Genomic DNA, 20,157 nt, shown 5'->3' on the forward strand with positions numbered 1-20,157 from the left:
AGTAAAAGCAAAGTTTTTTAAATTAAATTTACTTAATAAAAGGTGGTGATTAAGTGGCGAGTAAATCTGTCCTAGTTATAGGTGCGGGGCCCGCAGGTCTTTCTGCAACTAAAGAACTGGCGAATATGGGGGTTAATGTTATACTTGTTGAGACAGAGTCGTTCTTAGGTGGTACACCCAAGAGGTTAAAGTACAGTTTATTATTCCCCGAGTTAAGACCAGCTTCAGAGGTTATAGATCCATTAGTAAAGACTGTTCAAGAGAATGGAAACGTTAAGATTTATACGGAAAGCATAGTTGATGCTGCTAAAAACACCTCTGATGGCTTTGAGGTAAGCATCAAGGATAAGAAGGGTAATGTAAAGGTGGAAAAAGTTAATGCGATAATCGCAGCTTCTGGTTTTGAACACTTCGATTCTAGAAGGAAGTATGAATACGGTTATGGTATAATTCCCAACATATATCAAATATCTGACATAGAGGGTATGCTTCATGATAATAAGCTAGTCACTACTAAGGGAACTCCACCTAAGAGAGTTGCGATATTATTATGTGTAGGTTCTAGGGATGCCACAGTAGGAAATACTTATTGTTCTAGAGTATGTTGTGCAGTCTCAATAAAGCAAGCTATGGAGATCAAACAGAGAATTCCAGATGCGGTAGTTCACATCTACTACATGGATATAAGAACTTATGGTCTAATGGAGGATAAATTATACTGGAAATCGCAACTAGATTACAGGATTGGTTATATTAGAGGTAGAATTTCAGAGTTCATGAGAGGTCCTAATGATACTGTGATAATAAAGGGAGAAGACACAATGAACTTGAATAGGGCATTGGCTGTACCTTATGATATGGTAGTATTAGCTAATGGAATGGAGCTTGGATTGGGTTCAAAACAAGTGGCTAAGATATTGGGATTAGAGTTTGAAGAGCACGGTTTCGTTAAGCCGTTAGATCCAGATAGGCTACCAGTCCAATCCACTAAGAAAGGAATATTCTTAGCTGGTGCTATAACCGGACCTAAAACTATCTCAGATTCAATAACTGAGGGATATGCAGCAGCAATGAAAGCTTATGAATACGTTACTCATGGAATATGGGAAGAGTCGGATTTCGCGAAGAAAACAGCTGAAGCGAAGGTGGTACATCATTAACATTTTTTTAAACATCGATTATGTAAGGGATATTTTTAACGCGATGTTAGCCAAGGATGTAAATAATACTGTGAGAAATAATCCTAAGGAGTCACTATCGGTAATAATTAAAGCAATGCAAATGAAGACCGATTTCCTAAATTCTTCAGAGATCAATACGGAGGAAGATGTAAAGAAGTTATTTGATGTGATATTTTATGCTAAGAGGCATTACAATGAAATTATAGGTAATAATGGAATTGATAAGATTAAATTAGCCTTCAAAACCCTTAGAAACAAGGATTTGCCTTATGGTGAAAGAGTTAAAGCTTTTACTTCGCTTAAGGCAAGTGAACCAGAAGACATAGAGGACATGGCTAGGGAAATAATTCACTTTTTAGAACCAGAAAAGTATCCATTGTGGACTAGATGGTTGTGGAACCCAAACAAAAATTCTGGTTCCATCACTTACATACTAAAGGATGGAGTAGTGTTGAAGAATGAAAAGGATTATTTTAACGCGGTTTCCGAATTGAGGGATGTTCTTTCAATCTTTGGGTTAGACTCACCTAATTATTATTACGCCTCAATTTTTTTAGTATATTCCTACGTTAGATACGTAGATTACGCAACTCTACTGGCTGTGGATAGAAAGGGAGGTGGACTTTATCCATCTCACCTTTCTACTACAGCCATGGTTTTAGGTCTCAAATCCTTCCTTAGGGTGATCCAACTTGCCAATTCCTGAATTAGAAAAATCCATAGTTAAAGGTCTAATTCAAAAAGACAAGGTAATAGTGGATGGCGTAGAGCTAGATGGAACGTGGAACGCCTTCATGATTGAGAGAACACAGACTGGTTACGATCCTACAGTATGGGACGAGATAGCCAATACTCTAGAAGGCGTTACAATAAGCGCTTGCTGGCAATGCGGGACTTGTACCTCAGGTTGTACAATGAGAGAATACGATCCAGACTATAGTCCAAGACGATTTATAGATTTAGCCAGAAAGGGCGACAAACAAGCACTTATTGAATTGCAAAACTCACTCTGGAGATGTGTATCATGTCAGAAATGTACTCACAGATGTCCTAAGGGAGTGCTAGTAGAAGAAGTGGTACATTCAATTCATCATTATCTATTAAAGCATGGGTTAGTTAAGAAAGATCCCGGTACAATATTTGATGAAATATTCCTAGAGACTGTGATCAAAAACGGCGGAAGAATTTCAGAACTAACATTAGGTGCTGCCGCAGCTAAAGCTGGAATGGTTACACTGAGTTTAAAGGATCTAATTAATATAAGTGCAGCGATATTGAAAGGAGGACTTATAAAAGATGTTTTAAGGCCAAATAGAGTTAAGAATTGGGATAGAGTACAAAAAGTATTGGAGGAAGCAATGAAGGAGGAGGTGGTACCAGAATGACATTACCTACACCTTATGGTAAAGTAGCATTCTATCCAGGCTGTGCTTTAGATGGATTAGGTAAATCTTATGACATCTCATTAAAGCTAGTTGCACAGGATTTAGGTATCCCATTAGAGAAGATCGAGGACTATAACTGTTGTGGTGCATTGGAAGTAAAGAACGTAAATACTATGGCAGGAATATTATTACCAGCAAGGAATTTAGCGTTAGCAAGGGAAATGGGAGCTGATGCGGTAGTTTCAGCTTGTCCTGGCTGTCACTATTCCTTATCTAGAACTCAATATTATCTAACTAAATACCCAAAATTAAGAGAGAAGACTAATATGTATTTGGAAAAAATGGGTACTAACAATTACGATCTAAAGCTGATGCTAGTTCACGCTGTTGAATATATTTATAATACCGTAGGGATTGAGGCTATTAAGACTAAGGTAAGAAGACCACTCACTGGATTAAAAGTGGCACCTTATTACGGTTGTCTATACGTTAGACCCAAATCATATACTTTGGCCGGATATATGAAAATGAGGGATGATCCAGAGAGACCATTCTTCATGGACGAAATACTGAAGGCGTTAGGTGCGGAAGTCGTACCATTTGAGGCTAAGACAATGTGCTGCGGCGGTCCTCATGTTTACTCTGATGTAGAAGTAGCCTTACACTTAGAGGCTAGAATATTAAAGGAGGCTAAAAGAAACGGTGCGGAAATATTAGTCACAGATTGTCCACTAGGCCACGTAGCTATTGAAACTAACATGGAGAAAATAGCTAAAAAATATGGTGAAGATCTAAGGACACCATTAGCTTACTTCTCACAACTAGTGGCCTTCGCCTTTGGTCATAGCCCAGAAGAAACTTTACTTACAGCCAATATTACTAATCCAATGTCAATACTCAAAAGATATTTGTAACCTTTTTCCATTTATTATATATGCCTTTTTTCTTTATAGATTTTTAACACGCATTACGGTATAAGACTATATAATTACATGGAAGAGCCTAAGCTTAGAGAGGATGGAATAGAGATAAATCGAATTGTATTAAATCCGATTTATAAGTACTCATGTGACTGTTGTGTAGATGGTTTTTATCAGCAATATCTTTGGGGAAGGAAAGACTATAGCACTTTCACGTGACTTTTAAATACTTCTAGTTACTTTTAATTACTGCGGAGAGGTATCTAACACCTAGTGAGGTTGCTGAAATATTTGGCATGAGCAGGAGTGGTGTTATTAAGTGGATTAGGGAGGGGAAGATAAAGGCCGTTGAAGTTAACGGTAGGTGGAGAATACCTTACAGCGAAATTGAAAGATTACTGTCTGGCGGTGGAAGGGTTAAACAAGTAGCGATTTACGCTCGAGTTTCATCAAATACACAAAAGGACGACTTGGAGAGGCAGTTGGACGCATTGAGAGAATGGGTTAGGAAAACTCTCGGAGGAGTGGGTGTAATAGAAATTAAGGATATAGGTTCTGGATTGAAAGAGGATAGGAGAGGGTTAAAGAAGTTAATAGAATTAGCCAAGAGGAGGCAAATTGACGCAGTTGTAGTAGCTTATAAGGACTAACACGTTTCGGTTTCGAATACCTCGTAGAGTTATTCAAAGCTTACGGAGTAAATGTTATTGTGGCTTTCCAAGATGAACCTAAGGATTACACGCAGGAGCTAGTGGAGGACTTTGTAGAAATCGTTAAATCATTCGCCTCTAGAATTTACGGTCACAAATATGAGAAGGTGGTAAAATGTGTTGAAGACGTTGAAAAGGACTGTTAAACTGGAGAGCGACTCTCTGAACGAGTGGACGTACCGCGTTCTTAAGGAGGTTGAAGAATATCAGAGGGAGATCGTTAACGAAATGATTGAGGTAATCCTATCAAAGCGCTTACAGACCACTAGGAAGAAATTACATGAGAGGTTTTACAATCATTATAAGGAGAAGTACTCCTTCTTACCTTCAAGGGTTATTGAAGGTTCTTATATTGTAGCTGGAAGGATTGTTAAGAGCTTTAGGGAGAGAAGGAAGAAAGGGTTAACGAGGAAGGATAAACCAGAGTATAAGAGAGTTGTAATCACTATTCCTAACATGGTTAATTGGAGGTTTAACAAGGTTTCTGTCAGCGTCCTAACTCACAAGGGTTGGGTTGAGATACCCCTCAAGTTCACCAAGCAATTTACCCGCTACGTATATGAAGGTTGGAGGGTTTCGCAAGAGCTTAAGCTGAGGTTAGTGGGTAGGAAAGTCCTAGTTTGGTTGACTTTTGAGAAGGAGGTTGAGGTTGACACGAAAGACGGCAATTATATCTCTATTGACGTTAATGAGAATAACGTCACGGTAGCGGTTTTTGAAGATTTTAAACTCAAGGAATTGAGAAGATATGAGACTGGGTTAGGGAGGATTGTGGTTAATTACTCCTTGAGGAGGGAAGAGATTACTAAGGGGCATTCAACTAAGGACGAGTTAATAAAGAAGAAGTTGGGGAAGCTGAGGGAGAGGGAGAGGAAAATTGACGTGTTAAGGAAGACTGTTAAGAGGATAACAGAGCTTGCTAGGAGTTTAAGTGCTAAAGTCGTAGTAGGTAAGTTTTCCTCAAGGTCTAAGGATAAGATGGAGAGCAATAAAAATGATAAGCTTAGGCATAGGATTCACCAGTGGAGTGTTGTTAAATTTGTGGAGATGTTGAAAACTCAGCCGATAGACGTCGCGGAGGTTTCTGAATCTTATACTTCCTCTATTAACCCATTTAACGGTGAGAAGTTGAAGAAGAGAAAGCAGGTAGTTGAGAAAGTTATCAAAGTTTTAAACCCCCATCTGATGACGGGCTCTGCTCACGAGGGTGGGGGTGTAAAAGTACTGAAGGTGAACGCTAGGTACTTGGAAAGCGGTGAAGTTCTTTTGGAGAGGGATTCTATTGCTCCTCTTAACTTGGCAAGAAAGGTGGATGGGAGGGTATTGGTGTTTCCCTCGACTAGCCCCAATGAGTTAAGGGTGACTGTGTATGATCCCTTAAGAGGGGTGCCCGTGGTGGAATTAGAAGTAATTAAAAGTAAGGATAAGTTACGCCACGGGTAAACACAAGTGGATAGGGGTATAATTGGTGTAGTTCTAAGCCCTAAACATCACAACTTTTCATTACGTCATTCATCGCTTAACTTCGTGTATGAACTAATAGATAGGAAAGGATTAATTCTAGTACTATATGATCCTTCTTTAGATGAACTAAAATGGTTATTGGATAAATATACTTTTCCCGTTGTACTCATTAATAGTGAACACGTTGTTAATAACGAGAGAGTCTATTATGTAGTGAATCATTCTTCAACAATTATCGATCCAAGAAGAAGTATTTATGGTAGTGATGCTCCATACAATTCTCTTAATTTAATCCAAAGTGCAAAACTCTTTATAAAAAATCATGGCTATGATAAGGATGTTGCATACAAAAACGCAACTGAACTATTGAACAAGGTTAATGCTAATTTATAATAAGACCAACATTAAAGGTTTTTATAATAACTTTCCGATATTTGTTATTGAAATGTGTGAGTTTAAAGTAGTTACTGTTGAAAGACCCATAAGGCAAGATAGTAATATTGTCTTAATTGACTATTATGATTTTGTTAAAATAAGTGATACTAAAATAATGAACGTCCTTGTAAAAGATTCAAGGGAAAATTACAGTAAAAGCTATTATTATTACATCAGAGATTATCTCAATAAGTTAAGGATACTTAAGGAGAATATGATTAACGTCAAGTTAGTGTTTCCTTTTGAAAAGGCTAATGGTTCGTTAAACCTTAAAAAAGGAATAATTTACGTAACTAACGATAAGCAAGTAGTTTATATGAACCTACATTCAAATGTATACACTAATTGTGAAAATTGTATAGCAAAACCCTTCTGTACTTACTATTTAGCAAAAATTGTTGGGGAAAGTAGGTTAAAAATTGGTGTAAATAAGGGCAATCCTGGAGAAAGTTGGGATAAGGCTATATCCTCTTTACAATCTAAGTATGTGAAGTCTAAAGTAATTGAACTTCCTCCTTCTGTTTAGGCAGAAAGTTTAATAATCATTTATCAATATCCTCAGTAATAGTGATGAGCCCAGCTCACTAGATTAGATGAAGAAGGGTACGAACGCTGATAAAAAGTTTAATAATGTTTTTGTTTTCATAGTATCACATGAATCCAATAATCTTGGCTCTCTTTGATGTATCAATATTCATCTTGCTAGCGGAAATTTTAAGCTCTCTTGTACAGAAGCACAGTTTGCCTAAGCTGATAGGCGAGTTATTGGCTGGAATGATAATAGGTCCTTATGCCTTAGGTTCTTTATTAAATCAGATAGTGGGTTTCTCCTTGATAAGTATAAATACTTATATCGAATTTTTAGCTGAGTTTTCAGTAATTCTGTTAATATTTGCCTCTGGTCTAGAACACGGAATTGCACCGATAAAATCTTCTGGAATTCTAGGATTGCTAGGGGCAACGTTTGGGGCATTATTACCTTTTTTTGCAGCATACTACTTCTATATGCCAGATTTTGGTTTAGATTCCTCGCTGATACTTGGTGCTGCGATGGGAGCTACCAGTCTTGCAGCTGTAGCATCTATAATAGAGGAAGAGAAATTGAAGGGTAAGGGCATAAATTTCATGGTATCTGCTGCTGCAGTAGACGATGTAGTGGATTTACTCTTGTTATCTGTCATTCTAGCTATTTTACAAGGTACGTCTACAAGCGTTACCTCTATCAGTTTGAAAATAATCACCCTTGTAGTCATATGGCTAATTATTTTAACAGTCTCAGTTATCTTAGTTCCGAAAATCACTGATAGATTAAGCGATAAGTACATTGAGGAGTTTCCGCTGACGGTGCTATTCGGCTTGACGTTATTAATGGTGTCATTGGGTTATTCTCCCATAATTTCAGCTTTCGTTGCTGGAGTTGCATTTGCAAATAGTATAAAAAGCGAAAAAATTAAGGAAATTAGTAACACATTACTTAGCGTTTTTGGACCATTATTTTTTGTATACGTAGGAGCTGAAGTTAATTTCCTAACACTTAATCTCAATACGTTATTGCTATCCTTAGAATTAACTGTCATAGCAACCATTTTCAAGTGGCTAGGAATCTTCCCATTCGCTCTAGCTTACTTAAGAAGCATAAAAGCTGCTAATACAGTAGCATTTGGAATGGTACCTAGGGGTGAAACCGGGTTAGTTATTGCTTCCATAGGTCTTTCATATAACGCGCTAAATCAAGCGGAGTTTGAGAGCATAGTTTTCATGTCAATGTTTACTACCTTGACAGGTAGTGCATTGTTTAAAGTCTACGCTAAGAAGCATTTGGTCTCATGATTAAGCTTAAGATTAGCGCAAAAGAGATTAGAGAAGTTACAGCAGCGAACAAGTATGCATATGTGTAGCTTATTTGATACAATAACCCCATGATCACATTACCGAGAAATATTCCAACGCTTCTACCCGCTGATAAATACCCCATACTTGTACCATATGCCTCCTCTTTAGTTATTTTAGATATTATTGTGGGTTCAAAAGTCTCAGTTGAGGCAACACTAATTCCCATTAAGAAAGAAAGGGGATAAAGGGAAAATAAACCAATGCCAGATAAATACGCAAATCCAAGAGACCCTATTGCCCCAATTAAGTATCCTAGAAACGCTAAACTTTCAAATTCCCTTAGTTTCATTCTACCAAATAAGTAACCAAATAGTGAAGAAGCGCCGAGGAACACGCCATAGGCCAATACTCCCAAATAGTCTTTTCCAGTAATTTCCGTGGTAGTTAGTATTGGAAAGCCGAAGCTGTATTGACTAAATCCAAAGAACATTGTAGATAATATGACAGTCCAGAAGACCCTTTTTTGCACTATTTTACTCTCTGTCTTCTTTTCCCCTTTCTTTCCCGCGTTAACTAGACTTAAAACTATTGTTGACATAAGCAAAGGTATTGAGGTGAATAATAGAATGAAAAATATGGAAACATGGAGGTAAAGTAGCACAGTCAGATAAATTATTGCTAATAACGCTCCAGCTATATCTAAGGAATGCAAAATTCCAAAGGCTTCAGATCTCTCATCTGGTGATGTAACTTCAGCCATCATTGCCCTTCTTGGTGGGGATCTGAAGTTCCTAAACCACCAGCCTATCATGAAGAAAATAAGGGCTTGAATGTAATTCCCTGCTAGTCCTATTAGAGAAACAAACAAGATGAGAATATTTCCTAAAATTGCAATCCTCTTTCTACCATACTTGTCTCCCGCTATACCACCTAGATAAGCCATTACAGTACCAATTCCGTAATTCAATGCTTCAGCTAAGCCGTAAAGGGGTATTGGGGCCTTGAAAATCAATACGAAAATTATTGGAAAAGACGCTACTACAGCTTGATATCCGAGATCGGCGAAAAAGGCTGAAAATGAGATTTTCAAGACTTCATTTCTGTTTTTAAGCATATGAAAATGTAGTTGGAAAATAATATAAAAAATAATAATGTCTTATCTTCTCCTTCTTATTAGAGAAAATATTGCCAAAACTATTGCGACAATACCAAGTACTAAAGATATAGTCTCATATTCTGATAATGCAGTCCTTAAGGAAGATATGGAAGATGACAAACTATTACTTACATTAGTCAACTGATTAGATATCGCACTAACCTTACCATTTATATTGGTTAAACCGTTTTCAAAATATATATAGCTACTATTGCTACTACTTAAACCATCGCTCTGAATTGCCGTAATTGTTAGATTATATCCACCATCTGGGTAGTTTTGAGTATTTATAGTTACCACATGAGTCCCATTGTTTGTAAACGAATTTATCAGATTACTATTTAAGTATACGTTAACTTCACTTACATCTTCACCTACCACGGTAACAGTAACGTTAATAGTTCCAGTTACGTTCTTAGAAGGCGAGTTTATTGTAATAGTTGGTAATTCTGGATGTAAACCTTGAATGTGAACGTTTATTGGAACTACTTTAGAGTCAATTACATTTAATCCATTTATACTTCCACCTATTGCGTATAGAGTTGAATTGTATAATACAATATTATTTGAATTAGTCTGCATCATGAACACTGTAGAATTTCTAATTACCAAACCAGATATATTTCCACTCAATATTTTTACGTTACTGTTAATTATGGTAACGTTGGTAAGGAAGTCATTCAATAGATTACCATTTGCATTCAATATCTTCACGTTAACTAAATTCGCGTAATATGGTAACGTTTTATCTAAGGTTTGATTCGCAATTAAAGTATATGGCAACACGTTGATCGTATAAGCATTACCGGGGTTGGTAGTGGTTGGATTTCCTAAGGCAGAAATTCCGGTTATTAAGATCTTGAATGGCATCCCGAAATATCCTTGTCCAGCTAAGTAAGTAAGATTTCCAGCGCTAATCGTTGAAGGCAGTGTGAAATTTCCTTCCCATTCTCCTACCTTAGGATTATACCATAACGGTATCTCTATTATTGAGCTTATCGTACTGTAATCAAATGAGAGGCTGGAGGGATACACAGTGGCACTAAACATTCCAAACTTAACTTCACTAGTACCATTAGTTATATTAGAGTAAATGAAAATAGTCTGTCCCTCGAATGCGTAGATAATTGACTTCACTGAAATCATAGCTTGATTAGAAACGTATATCTGACCGTAGTAGAATCCTTGAATTGTAGTGTTTAAAGTATAAGAGTGATAGGTTGCAAACAGTAAAATGTTATAAATCCCGGGAGAAGCATTTTTGGGTACGTATAAGTATCCAAAGTATATTCCATTCGGTGATAATGGAATATTAGCCTCACTTATTGCAATTCCGTTACTATTCACCAATTTAGTAGTAATATTAGTACCGTAAAATACGTCTTGGAATGTACTACTTGGTAAGTTAAATGGTGGTATTATCGTTCCTTCTATTGTAATGTATTGCCCCGGAGAAACACCACCTGGCTCAACTACCACTTGTGGCAATATGAATAAGCTTTGCATGTATATTCCATTAGTAAATGCATCAAATCCATAAGCACTGTCCACCGCTTCAATCAATAAATCCCCTACGCTTAGGTTTGCTGGTAAATCGATAACTCCTACACCATCTTTAATAGGTACATTTAAAGTCCTTACAAGTGTGTATTCGTTTGTTGTTATGTTATAGGAGTAAATATTAAGGGTAATATTCATTACTCCAATTGGCGCCTGGAAATATGAGTTAGATAAGGTAATTCCCAGTTCAGCATTACCCAACTCTACATAAACTGGTGTAAAAGTCGTCGTATAATTGAATGTTATGTAGTATCCAGAGAAGGTCTCATAGTACCCAATTCCTCTTAATCCATCACTACTTCCATAAACGTAGACAAATAAGATACCACTAGCTTTATTGGATAAAACACCACTACCAGTCCATAATTTAGTAAGTGAATTATATGTCAGATTAAACGTAGTTAAGTTCCCAAGATAGTTCTCTATTAATGCCTTGAATTCTCCAGTTTGTACTGGACTTCCGTTAGGATATGTTATATTAGCAGTGACTAGAATACGTTGTCCAGGATAGAATTGTTGAGGAGATACTGTGGGTATTGATGTATTGTAAACGCTAACTATCACATTTAGCTCTTTTGATAAATTAAGTGTGGGTAGTATTTTTTCAAAATATCCTGCGTTAATTGTACCGTAGCCTGTTACCAAGTTATAGCCATAAGTTGCAACCCACGGTATGTTATAACCAAACGTTATTGGCTCTATTACCTTACCGTAGTAATTCTCAGCCATGTAAGTTAGTATAGGATTAAGTAAACCTATTCTATGATGAGTATAGCTTTCAATTGTGGCTAGCACTCCAGCAGTTAAAGGAGAAGCCTCACTTGTGCCACCTGTTATCCCGGTTGTGTTACTTGGTAAAACGATGTATATTCCAGGATATACATTGGCGTTAGCGGAGATCTCTGGTATTAACTTACCGTTTGGATAAGTAGATGGTGTAGGTAGTCCCCATTGATACCACGGTTTAGGCTCTATTATACTTACACCACCAGTTGAACCACCATAATTTAGATTATTTGGAACGAAACCATAGTTGGACCAAGCAGTCTGATAATACGAACCGTTAGGGAATTGCACATATACAGTCGTACCTCCCACTGAAGTTACGAAAGGTGACGTTGAGGGATACCCTACAGTGCCTATTGGTCCATTACTATACCCAGAGCCTCCAGCATCTCCAGAACTTGCTAGGAAAGTTATTCCCTCAGCTGAACCTAGTGCATAGTACTCATCACTTAATATTATACATGAATAGAATGATGGCCCGTTGAAAAGTGAGGAAAAGAGACTTTCTGGTATGCTAAAGCTTTGGGATAACGTATCAACTTTATTTTGACTTGTAATATATGCGATAATAGCGGGTAAAGGAATATTTGGATTAGCGATATATAGCGTTATGTTAGCCTTTGGAGCTATTGCGTGTGCTACTTCAACATCCAGGCTAATCTCTCCAGCCCAACCAGTTACAATACCTAAGTTAGGATTATAGGGTCCAATTGGTACTACACTAAAGTTGGGAGGATTTGGTAATCCAGTTATTTTATCAAAATACGCTAATTGCTGTACAATGTAAGGATCGCCATAAAGGTCTAGTATTCCTATTGTAGTATTCTCTCCCTCTGTAGTAACATTGTACACTTTTTGTAACACAGTTGGCCAATAGCCTTCAAGTGGAAATGTTTGATTTATCTCTTGCTGAAAACTCTTTATTGTACTCTCTGTAATTAATGTAGATGGATGGGCGAAGAATATTGCAGAAATGTTACTGGAGTATACATAGGCGTTTATCTTGGGATATCCGTAATTAGTGTAATAGGTTACGGAACCATTAGAGTAAACCGCATACTTAGTACCTAAATATTTCTCAACTTGCCCCACTGTACCTTTTATTACTATTACTGAGTTCGATGCAGTAAATATCACTTGAAATCCGCTACTTTTGACGTAGTTTAGAATTTGGTTATACTCTTCAGTAGGTAAGAATAACTGCTGAACCTCGTGAGGACTTAAGAATTTATGATATAATGGTGAAGCTGGATTTGAAGCTCCACTGGTGTAATAGTATAATAGATCTAGATTTTTAAGTGGTACGAAGATTGTAACTATTACCTCTTCATTGGCATTTAGTGTTCCTATTTCTCTAAATCCTTTCAAAGTTATTGGATTCTGGTACATATTGGGATTTGATGCAAAAACTAATGGTATAATGGAAATTAATAGCATCGACATTAAAAATATATATCTATACATATTTGTTTATACTGTTACTAGTTTTTAAACTTTTCTACCAATAAGTGTACTGATCAGTGTACTAGTATCCTCTAATTCTTCTTAAATAGAGCTATATCTATTGTTCTATCTCAATTTGGTATTATCAATTAACGTAATACTTGACAATTAGTTGGTTATAAGATAAAAAATCATTGAACCTTTCTGCTCTGCTTAGTAAATAAAAGTGGCAATAAGGTAAGAACTCCTATTAGGCTACAAGACAAAGTATATATTTCAGAGGTTCTAAGACTTATCGTGTAAAGCAATGCAAATATAATACTACCTAACACACCGCCTAAAGCCTTACCAGTATATAATATACCACTATTCACTGTGGAAAACTTAAAGCCGAATATCTCCGTGGAAACGTTAAAATAGAGTGTAATTAGTGAGCCTCCTGCAAAGCCTACTAAAATCGTTGAAAGTGCTATTTCCCCTAAAAGTAAAGAAATACTACCTAACGTTAATACAATGGTAAGAAGGAACGTTGTTCTCAATATACCTAATCTATCAGCAATATAGCCGAAAATTGGCCTTAATCCTCCACTTAATAAGGGTAAGATTGAGATCAAAGTTACTAATTCTTGTTGAGGTAAACCTTTTCCTAGTATTGGTAATTCTGAAGAAAGTACTGTTAGCGGAACTATGGAAGTTGCGAAAGAAAGGTAGATTAGCCAGAATTTGACACTTAAAACGGCTTGCCTTGGAGTCTGACCAGATAGTTTAGGAGGATAATCTGAGATGTACAAGAGAATTGGTAATAGTACTATCTCAACTAATCCTATTGCGAGTGTTACTATTCTGTAATTACCAGCCATGGATATAAAGGGATTAGCTATGGCCGAACCTATTCCAAATCCCATTGACACAATCCCAGTTGCAAATCCCATTCTTTCCCTAAACCACTTCATTGCTAGGTTTGCAGCTATTCCGTAAAGTATGCCCTCTCCTATACTACCTATTGACCAGCTTACAAAAAAGACGCAAATATTAGGGGAAAGATAAGTACCCAGAAAACCAATTGCTGATAAAATTGCTGAGATAACCCCTATCCTTTTTGGACCTTGTTTATCAGCAAAGTGACCCCCAATTGGTTGAAAAACAGAGGAGAATACGCTGAACAACGTAAAGCCTAAGGCTATCTCAACTACACTAACATTAAATCCCTCTCTTAAGAGAGGCTCTAAAGCGTTCCAAGAATATTGGTAAAGTGAATTAAAGCACATTATTACGAAGCCAATAATTATGTACTTGTTCCTTTTCATGAGAATATGTTCACAATTAGTTAAAAAGCTTACTAAAGGACTAGAAAGAAGGCATGTATATTTTTTAAACCATTACGTAAGTCACCTTTGAGCGCTTGAAAGCACTATAGGACATTAAGCTCTGAATTCAAGGAGGAATTCAGAAACTATTGCCTTCTTATAACATATCTACTTAAAATGACGAAAATGAAACCGAAAATTATTATCCCTAAACTCCATAGTAAAGATAAAGGATTACCAATGAAAGCGTAGTAAAGGGCTTGAGAGACGTAAGTAGTAGGTTCAATATAAGTCAAATAGCGAAATGGTAATGGTATAAAGGCTACTGGGAAGTAAACTGGGGCGAAGAAGGAAAGTACGAAGCTTATAATTGTTGAGTATTGATTTACGGCGTATATGTTCCTAATTCCTAAGCCTAATGCCATACCTAACATTGAAGCCATAAATAGAGACGATACCAGTGCGATAAGTAGAAAAGGAATTGATTTTATTTCTACATGAAGTAAATAACTACCTAGGACTAGGATTATTGGTATCATAATTAGTGTGGCAATACCATTACTAAGAGCTATACTTATTGCATAGAACTCTCTCGGTATACCAGTTGCTATCATCAAGGAGAATCTGCCAGCATTTCTCTCAAATGCAAGAGATTGAGCAACAGAAGTTAAAACACCAATTGAAACGTAAAACGTTATTGTTCCAGCTACTATGAATGGCGTCAATGATCTAATTGAGATATATCCAAATACTAGCATAAATCCTATTGGGAAAAGTATTGAGAAGAAGAGAAACACCGGTAAGTACGCCCTTATCATCTTTAGTTGCATTACAATTAAGTTAAGAAATTCACTCAACATCCTTCATCACTTGAAGATATATTTCCTCTAAACTAGGCATTCTAACTTCAAATTTGCCGTTAATTGTCATTATGATTTTCTTGAGCTCCTCCTCACCCTTCACCTTATAGACCTTACCGTTAGTATAATCAATTACCTCGTACCAATCAGCGAATTTCTCCTTTATTTGTGTAGGTGTTCCCTCAACTATAATCTTCCTGCTTAGAAAATATATCTTATCGGCTAGTCTCTCTGCCTCATCCAAATAGTGAGTAGTAAGTAACATGCTCTGACCCTCCTTTCTCATGTTAAGCAATATTTCCCACACCTCCCTTCTAGCTTCAGGATCTAAACCAGTCGTGGGTTCATCAAGTATTAGGAGTTTAGGATTATTTATCAAAGCCATTGCGATTAGAGTTCTCCTCTTTAAACCTCCAGATAGATCCCTAGCCAGAGTGTTCCTTTTACTTCTCAAATCCAATCTTTCCAATAATTCCTCTCCTCTCTTCTTAATTTCATCCTTAGAAGCTCCCTTTAATCTCCCCATGTAATATATATTATCCCATACTGTTAGATCACCATAGGGCTCACATTCTTGCGGGATTACTCCTAAGAATTTCTTAACGTGTCTATCAGTTGGTTTCTTACCTAGAACCCTTATTTCACCCTTAGTTGGGGTTAACTCACCGTAAATTTGCTTAACGAGGGTCGTCTTACCAGCGCCATTGGGTCCCAATAACGCTACTATTTCTCCCTCTTTAACTCTCATCGTAATGTCCTCATTTGCAATAATCTTACCATAAGCCTTCCATACGTTATTTACCTCAATGACATACATTACAATCCTTTTTTCTGATTGAGTCCTTTTAAATTTTTCGTTAATAGTTAAAAAATAGGAGAAAAAAGTATAAACTTCTCTAACGTAGTAATGGCTATGAGAATAAGAATAGATTTGCCTCAAGATGAAATACCCGCACAATGGTATAATATCCTACCAGACTTACCGGAGGAACTACCCCCGCCACAAGATCCCACTGGCAAATCCTTAGAACTATTGAAGGAAGTTTTACCGAGCAAGGTGCTGGAGTTAGAGTTCGCTAAGGAAAGATACGTAAAAATTCCAGATGAGGTTCTGGAGAGATATTTACAAGTTGGAAGACCGACTCCAATAATTAGGGCAAAAAGGTTAGAGGAGTACTTAGGAAATAATATCAAAATCTATCTGAAGATGGAGAGCTACACTTACACTGGTTCTCACAAAATCAACAGTGCCTTAGCACATGTATATTACGCTAAATTGGATAACGCGAAATTCGTTACGACAGAAACTGGAGCTGGTCAGTGGGGATCATCAGTTGCACTAGCCTCAGCCCTATTTAGGATGAAAGCACACATATTTATGGTTAGGACTAGCTATTATGCAAAGCCTTACAGAAAATATATGATGCAGATGTATGGAGCGGAAGTTCATCCTTCTCCTTCAGATTTAACAGAATTCGGTAGACAATTATTGGCCAAAGACTCCAATCATCCTGGATCTTTAGGCATCGCAATAAGTGATGCAGTAGAATATGCTCATAAAAACGGTGGAAAATACGTTGTAGGTAGTGTGGTAAATTCAGATATAATGTTTAAAACGATTGCCGGAATGGAGGCTAAGAAGCAAATGGAACTGATTGGTGAAGATCCAGATTACATTATAGGAGTAGTAGGAGGGGGATCAAATTACGCAGCATTAGCTTATCCATTCTTAGGAGATGAGCTGAGGAGTGGAAAGGTTAGGAGGAAGTATATTGCCTCTGGATCCTCAGAAGTTCCAAAAATGACTAAGGGTGTTTATAAATACGATTATCCAGACACTGCGAAATTGTTGCCAATGCTAAAAATGTACACAATAGGGTCGGACTTCGTACCACCTCCAGTTTATGCAGGTGGGCTAAGATATCATGGAGTAGCCCCAACTCTCAGTCTATTAATGAGCAAGGGAATTGTACAAGCAAGAGATTACTCTCAAGAGGAGTCGTTCAAATGGGCTAAATTATTCTCAGAACTGGAGGGATATATACCAGCTCCAGAGACTTCTCACGCATTGCCAATATTGGCTGAAATAGCTGAAGAGGCTAAGAAGAGCGGAGAAAGGAAGACAGTACTGGTTAGCTTCTCTGGGCATGGACTACTAGATTTGGGCAACTACGCCTCAGTGTTATTTAAGGAGTAGAAAATGAGGACTTTAGTAGGAAGTATACTCTTAACAATTTCCCAATGGTACGCCTTCTTTTTATTTTCCCAGCTCTCTTTCATAGAATTTAACGTTATAATTGGCTCAATAATTTTCGTTCTGGGTTTTATAGCAAGAATGTTAGGAAGCATAATATTTGGTTATATAGGGGATTAGGGTAAATAGGAGAGTTGCCTTAATCTTAGCTGACATTACGTTAGCAGTTTCATCCCTAATAGTGTTGATACCTAATGTCTATCCTTTAATTATTTCAAGACTTTTGCAAGGTCTTAGTTTAGGCGGGGAATGGGGTGGAGCTAGTACTATCGTCATAGAAGCGTATTCTGAACATAAATTTAGAGGGTTTATTACAAGTTTATTGCAATTATCAGTCCCAATTGGCATTATATTATCTTCACTCACTATCCTAGTAATCTATAATTACTCTGTTTACTGGCCTTACTCATTTCTCTCAATAACCTTCCTATCGCTTCTCTCATTATTGTTAGTCAAGGATATAACTACGCAAAAGGTGACTAGGAGTGAAACACAACCACTATTAGAAGCAAAGAGACATGATTGGAAGAATATTTTAAAATCAATAGGGATTAAAGTGAGTGAAAGTGCAAACTTCTATATTTTTACCTCATATATTTTCACAAACTCATCCTCAATTTCCTTCCTCTCGTTAATAGTACTAATCTCTATTTCCTTTCAGCTCTTCCTAAATCCCATTCTTTGGCTACCTAAGTGACCTATTTGGAAGGAGGAAGGTCGTAATTATTGGGTTAATACTAATGATCCTAGCCGGTATTGTGCTATCAAGAAGAAATTTCCTTCCAGGGGAAATACTGATGTCAATTTCGGATTCAGCTTTATATGCCCCACAATCCTCAATATTTACTGAAATATTTGATAAAAAATACAGATTCACGGCCTCAAATTTTTCCTATCAAGCAGCAAGTATACTAGGTGGTTCACTAGCACCAGTAATACTAAGAGCTAATCAATCTTCACTAGTGCTAGTCACATTATCATACGTTCTGGTGACGTTTATAAGTGTATTGCTGATTGCAGAAACTAAGGGGAAGAAAATCTAATCAATCCCTCCTTATCACAGCTGTCATACAATGAATCCCACCGGCACCACCAGTCAAATTTGAAACTTCAACCTCTATTACATCATACTCTTTTTCAAGCTTCCTATTTGCGGAAATTTTAGGAGAGACAATCTTACCGTCGTCTATGGTCAAAAAATTAGTTACATACTTTTTTGCCTCATCCACACTCACTTCAATTAAATTAAATCCCTTTTCTTTAACCACGTAATCGTATAACGTAGTCTCCCTTATGATCTTCCTATCGTAATAGACAGCAACCCTACTCTCTTCCATGAAACTCCTAACACTAACTACTGAACTAGAAGATCCAACATTGAAGAAAGTATCCAAATGAATGAACTCTTCCCTATTCCAATGAATTATACCTATCTCTCCTCCATTCAAAATATTAAATAACTCACTTACACCCTCTAAATCAGTTCTAACTCCAACACCTACCAGATTGAAATCACCCATTGGAAAGAAATCTCCACCTTCAAATTTACCTCTACCTATTTCCTTATATTTTATATTTAACGCTTCCCAAAACAACTTCATAACTTCAACTTCTTTTTCTCTCTGATGTGTAGCCATCCTTCCCATTATTATTCCTTTTTCCGTAGTAATCTGTTGATCCCTCATGAAATAGAGATTGGAAAGAGGGTCAGTCAGTTTAACCTCTAAGTGTGTACCTTTATCCCTCTTCTCGTAACCAAGAATAGGTCTTAAGATCAACAACTCGACAAGGAATTCGGGATCATCATTATTAACTCCAACTTTTTCTATCACCTTCTCCCTAAATCTATCGTCTCTTCTAATCTTGTTCACAATTGTTTGTCTTAGCCTATATATTTTAACTCCTTCCTCTTTTAACACTCTTCTAAGATTATCATGTTCTCTCCTAGCTTTACTCCAATTGAATTGCCTTTCATAAAGGAAAGATGAGGGATCTAAAAGACCCAGCATTACCTCTAAGCCAGGCTTATGCATTCCTACAGCTCTAAGCTTTCCCCACTCAGCAATCATTAGAATAAAATCGGCGTGAATCTAAATAAAATTAAGGAGATAAACTAAGGGCAGCATTTAATATCCTTTCCAGTGCGTGCTCAGTACCTTCCATGAAGTGATCTCTATTCCAACCCTCTGTTAGTTTTAAAAGACCAGTCATAGTAACCTTCCATTCAGAAGAGATTTTCCCTTTAGAGATTTTCACCTTATTATATCCCCTTATTGGTCCGTCTAGATATTCAAAGGTTAAGGTTCTCTCATCGTCATTTATGATTATCCTAACTTTACCCGAAGAGGGAAACGCAAACCTGATTCTTCCCTCGTAAACATTCTTATCCACTTCCTTAACGTTTAATTCCCTAACACCCTTCCAGTAGTTTGGAATTGAATTTACATCTCTGGCTATCCGCCATACTATATCCTCTGGCATATTGAAACTCTTCTCAATTACGAACTCTATCATAATGATAATAATCTCGCTCAAGGATAAAAACATTTAATAAAGTGATAGGTGGTTACGCTCACGGATTGGAAGATCTAGGAAGAATAGTTGTAGCCCATATAATGAGTCAAGAGCCCTTAATAATTTCTAGAGATAATGGGATTAGTTGGGATAAGGTAAGTGTAAAGTTGCCAAGACCCACATTTGGTGTAACAGCAATAGCTAAAAAGGATGAGAGAAAGGTAATTTACTCCACTACTGCAGTGTACGAGGTCGATATAATAGAACAAAAGCCTATAGAGTTAGTTAAAGAGATACCAATGACGAGAAGAGTAATAAAGGTTTAATCATAAGACGATGAAGCTTATGT

Annotated in this window: 15 protein-coding genes and 5 pseudogenes; 13 read left to right on the forward strand and 7 right to left on the reverse strand. The window is 36.9% G+C overall.

What is annotated here, in order from left to right; translation table 11 throughout:
* Positions 1–53: 53 nt before the first annotated feature.
* The 10 genes and pseudogenes from YN1551_RS08650 to YN1551_RS08690 all read left to right on the forward strand — a co-directional run bounded on the left by YN1551_RS08650 (position 54) and on the right by YN1551_RS08690 (position 7,925).
* Positions 54–1,160: a CoB--CoM heterodisulfide reductase iron-sulfur subunit A family protein gene (locus YN1551_RS08650; RefSeq protein WP_012716060.1), complete on the forward strand. Its 1,107-nt coding sequence runs from the start codon at positions 54–56 to the stop codon at positions 1,158–1,160.
* A 43-nt stretch (positions 1,161–1,203) separates the two neighbouring features.
* A complete protein-coding gene (locus tag YN1551_RS08655; protein ID WP_048052312.1) occupies positions 1,204–1,887 on the forward strand; it encodes a hypothetical protein in 684 nt (227 codons plus the stop codon).
* Entirely contained in the window at positions 1,874–2,566 is a 693-nt protein-coding gene (locus YN1551_RS08660; RefSeq protein WP_012711121.1) for a 4Fe-4S dicluster domain-containing protein, read from the forward strand. The genes YN1551_RS08655 and YN1551_RS08660 overlap by 14 nt, the downstream gene beginning before the upstream one ends.
* Complete coding sequence (locus tag YN1551_RS08665) at positions 2,563–3,480, forward strand: CoB--CoM heterodisulfide reductase iron-sulfur subunit B family protein (RefSeq protein WP_012711120.1); 918 nt, start codon at positions 2,563–2,565, stop codon at positions 3,478–3,480. Before YN1551_RS08660 ends, YN1551_RS08665 begins: the two co-directional genes overlap by 4 nt.
* A gap of 20 nt (positions 3,481–3,500) precedes the next feature.
* Positions 3,501–3,693, forward strand: a pseudogene (locus tag YN1551_RS17980) (hypothetical protein); the annotation flags it as partial.
* An 89-nt stretch (positions 3,694–3,782) separates the two neighbouring features.
* Positions 3,783–4,342, forward strand: a pseudogene (locus tag YN1551_RS08670) (IS607 family transposase).
* Positions 4,314–5,639 (forward strand): IS200/IS605 family accessory protein TnpB-related protein, encoded by a 1,326-nt coding sequence (locus YN1551_RS08675; RefSeq protein WP_012717554.1) that lies wholly within the window; start codon positions 4,314–4,316, stop codon positions 5,637–5,639. The pseudogene YN1551_RS08670 and the gene YN1551_RS08675 overlap by 29 nt, the downstream one beginning before the upstream one ends.
* Before the next feature lie 3 nt (positions 5,640–5,642).
* Positions 5,643–6,053: pseudogene (locus YN1551_RS08680) on the forward strand (hypothetical protein); the annotation flags it as partial.
* Positions 6,040–6,621 carry a hypothetical protein gene (locus YN1551_RS08685; protein ID WP_012713550.1) on the forward strand — a complete coding sequence of 194 codons (582 nt, stop codon included), beginning with the start codon at positions 6,040–6,042 and terminating at the stop codon, positions 6,619–6,621. The pseudogene YN1551_RS08680 and the gene YN1551_RS08685, both read left to right, overlap by 14 nt.
* Positions 6,622–6,749: 128 nt before the next feature.
* Positions 6,750–7,925 (forward strand): cation:proton antiporter, encoded by a 1,176-nt coding sequence (locus tag YN1551_RS08690; protein WP_012717555.1) that lies wholly within the window; start codon positions 6,750–6,752, stop codon positions 7,923–7,925.
* On the opposite strand, the gene YN1551_RS08695 is transcribed toward YN1551_RS08690, so the two are convergent.
* From YN1551_RS08695 to YN1551_RS08715, 5 genes are all read right to left on the reverse strand, one after another.
* Positions 7,903–9,042 (reverse strand): MFS transporter, encoded by a 1,140-nt coding sequence (locus YN1551_RS08695; protein ID WP_012717556.1) that lies wholly within the window; start codon positions 9,040–9,042, stop codon positions 7,903–7,905. The two genes, YN1551_RS08690 and YN1551_RS08695, sit on opposite strands and share 23 nt — an antisense overlap.
* Before the next feature lie 42 nt (positions 9,043–9,084).
* The gene (locus YN1551_RS08700) at positions 9,085–12,894 is read right to left on the reverse strand and encodes a S53 family peptidase (RefSeq protein WP_012717557.1); all 3,810 of its coding nucleotides are present in this window, start codon (positions 12,892–12,894) and stop codon (positions 9,085–9,087) included.
* 170 nt (positions 12,895–13,064) lie between these two features.
* On the reverse strand, positions 13,065–14,180 hold the full coding sequence (locus tag YN1551_RS08705) for an OFA family MFS transporter (RefSeq protein ID WP_012717558.1): 1,116 nt from the start codon (positions 14,178–14,180) through the stop codon (positions 13,065–13,067).
* A 146-nt stretch (positions 14,181–14,326) separates the two neighbouring features.
* A complete protein-coding gene (locus tag YN1551_RS08710; RefSeq protein ID WP_010923207.1) occupies positions 14,327–15,040 on the reverse strand; it encodes an ABC transporter permease in 714 nt (237 codons plus the stop codon).
* The gene (locus YN1551_RS08715) at positions 15,030–15,857 is read right to left on the reverse strand and encodes an ABC transporter ATP-binding protein (protein WP_010923208.1); all 828 of its coding nucleotides are present in this window, start codon (positions 15,855–15,857) and stop codon (positions 15,030–15,032) included. The genes YN1551_RS08710 and YN1551_RS08715 overlap by 11 nt, the downstream gene beginning before the upstream one ends.
* Before the next feature lie 90 nt (positions 15,858–15,947).
* Between YN1551_RS08715 and YN1551_RS08720 the strand changes: the two genes are divergently transcribed.
* Positions 15,948–17,237, forward strand: coding sequence for a TrpB-like pyridoxal phosphate-dependent enzyme (locus YN1551_RS08720; RefSeq protein ID WP_012716053.1), 1,290 nt, complete (start codon positions 15,948–15,950; stop codon positions 17,235–17,237).
* A gap of 3 nt (positions 17,238–17,240) precedes the next feature.
* A pseudogene (locus tag YN1551_RS08725) lies at positions 17,241–18,337 on the forward strand (MFS transporter).
* Here the strand turns inward: YN1551_RS08725 and YN1551_RS08730 are convergent.
* The gene (locus tag YN1551_RS08730) at positions 18,338–19,363 is read right to left on the reverse strand and encodes an arginine deiminase family protein (protein ID WP_010923212.1); all 1,026 of its coding nucleotides are present in this window, start codon (positions 19,361–19,363) and stop codon (positions 18,338–18,340) included.
* A gap of 31 nt (positions 19,364–19,394) precedes the next feature.
* Positions 19,395–19,841 (reverse strand): hypothetical protein, encoded by a 447-nt coding sequence (locus YN1551_RS08735; protein ID WP_012711109.1) that lies wholly within the window; start codon positions 19,839–19,841, stop codon positions 19,395–19,397.
* Here YN1551_RS08735 and YN1551_RS08740 point away from each other — a divergent pair.
* Positions 19,832–20,134 (forward strand): annotated as a pseudogene (locus YN1551_RS08740) (hypothetical protein); the annotation flags it as partial. The gene YN1551_RS08735 and the pseudogene YN1551_RS08740 sit on opposite strands and share 10 nt — an antisense overlap.
* Between the last annotated feature and the right edge of the window lie 23 nt (positions 20,135–20,157).

Source organism: Sulfolobus islandicus Y.N.15.51 (genome assembly GCF_000022485.1).
Classification (GTDB): Archaea; Thermoproteota; Thermoprotei_A; order Sulfolobales; family Sulfolobaceae; genus Saccharolobus; species Saccharolobus islandicus.

Excerpts from the sequence above, each read along its gene's own strand:
- YN1551_RS08655 (WP_048052312.1), top strand. The coding sequence starts at position 1,204 with ATGTTAGCCAAGGATGTAAATAATACTGTGAGAAATAATCCTAAGGAG.
- YN1551_RS08665 (WP_012711120.1), top strand. The coding sequence starts at position 2,563 with ATGACATTACCTACACCTTATGGTAAAGTAGCATTCTATCCAGGCTGT.
- YN1551_RS08685 (WP_012713550.1), top strand. The coding sequence starts at position 6,040 with ATGCTAATTTATAATAAGACCAACATTAAAGGTTTTTATAATAACTTT.
- YN1551_RS08690 (WP_012717555.1), top strand. The coding sequence starts at position 6,750 with ATGAATCCAATAATCTTGGCTCTCTTTGATGTATCAATATTCATCTTG.
- YN1551_RS08695 (WP_012717556.1), bottom strand. The coding sequence starts at position 9,042 with ATGCTTAAAAACAGAAATGAAGTCTTGAAAATCTCATTTTCAGCCTTT.
- YN1551_RS08700 (WP_012717557.1), bottom strand. The coding sequence starts at position 12,894 with ATGTATAGATATATATTTTTAATGTCGATGCTATTAATTTCCATTATA.
- YN1551_RS08705 (WP_012717558.1), bottom strand. The coding sequence starts at position 14,180 with ATGAAAAGGAACAAGTACATAATTATTGGCTTCGTAATAATGTGCTTT.
- YN1551_RS08710 (WP_010923207.1), bottom strand. The coding sequence starts at position 15,040 with ATGTTGAGTGAATTTCTTAACTTAATTGTAATGCAACTAAAGATGATA.
- YN1551_RS08715 (WP_010923208.1), bottom strand. The coding sequence starts at position 15,857 with ATGTATGTCATTGAGGTAAATAACGTATGGAAGGCTTATGGTAAGATT.
- YN1551_RS08720 (WP_012716053.1), top strand. The coding sequence starts at position 15,948 with ATGGCTATGAGAATAAGAATAGATTTGCCTCAAGATGAAATACCCGCA.
- YN1551_RS08730 (WP_010923212.1), bottom strand. The coding sequence starts at position 19,363 with ATGATTGCTGAGTGGGGAAAGCTTAGAGCTGTAGGAATGCATAAGCCT.
- YN1551_RS08735 (WP_012711109.1), bottom strand. The coding sequence starts at position 19,841 with ATGTTTTTATCCTTGAGCGAGATTATTATCATTATGATAGAGTTCGTA.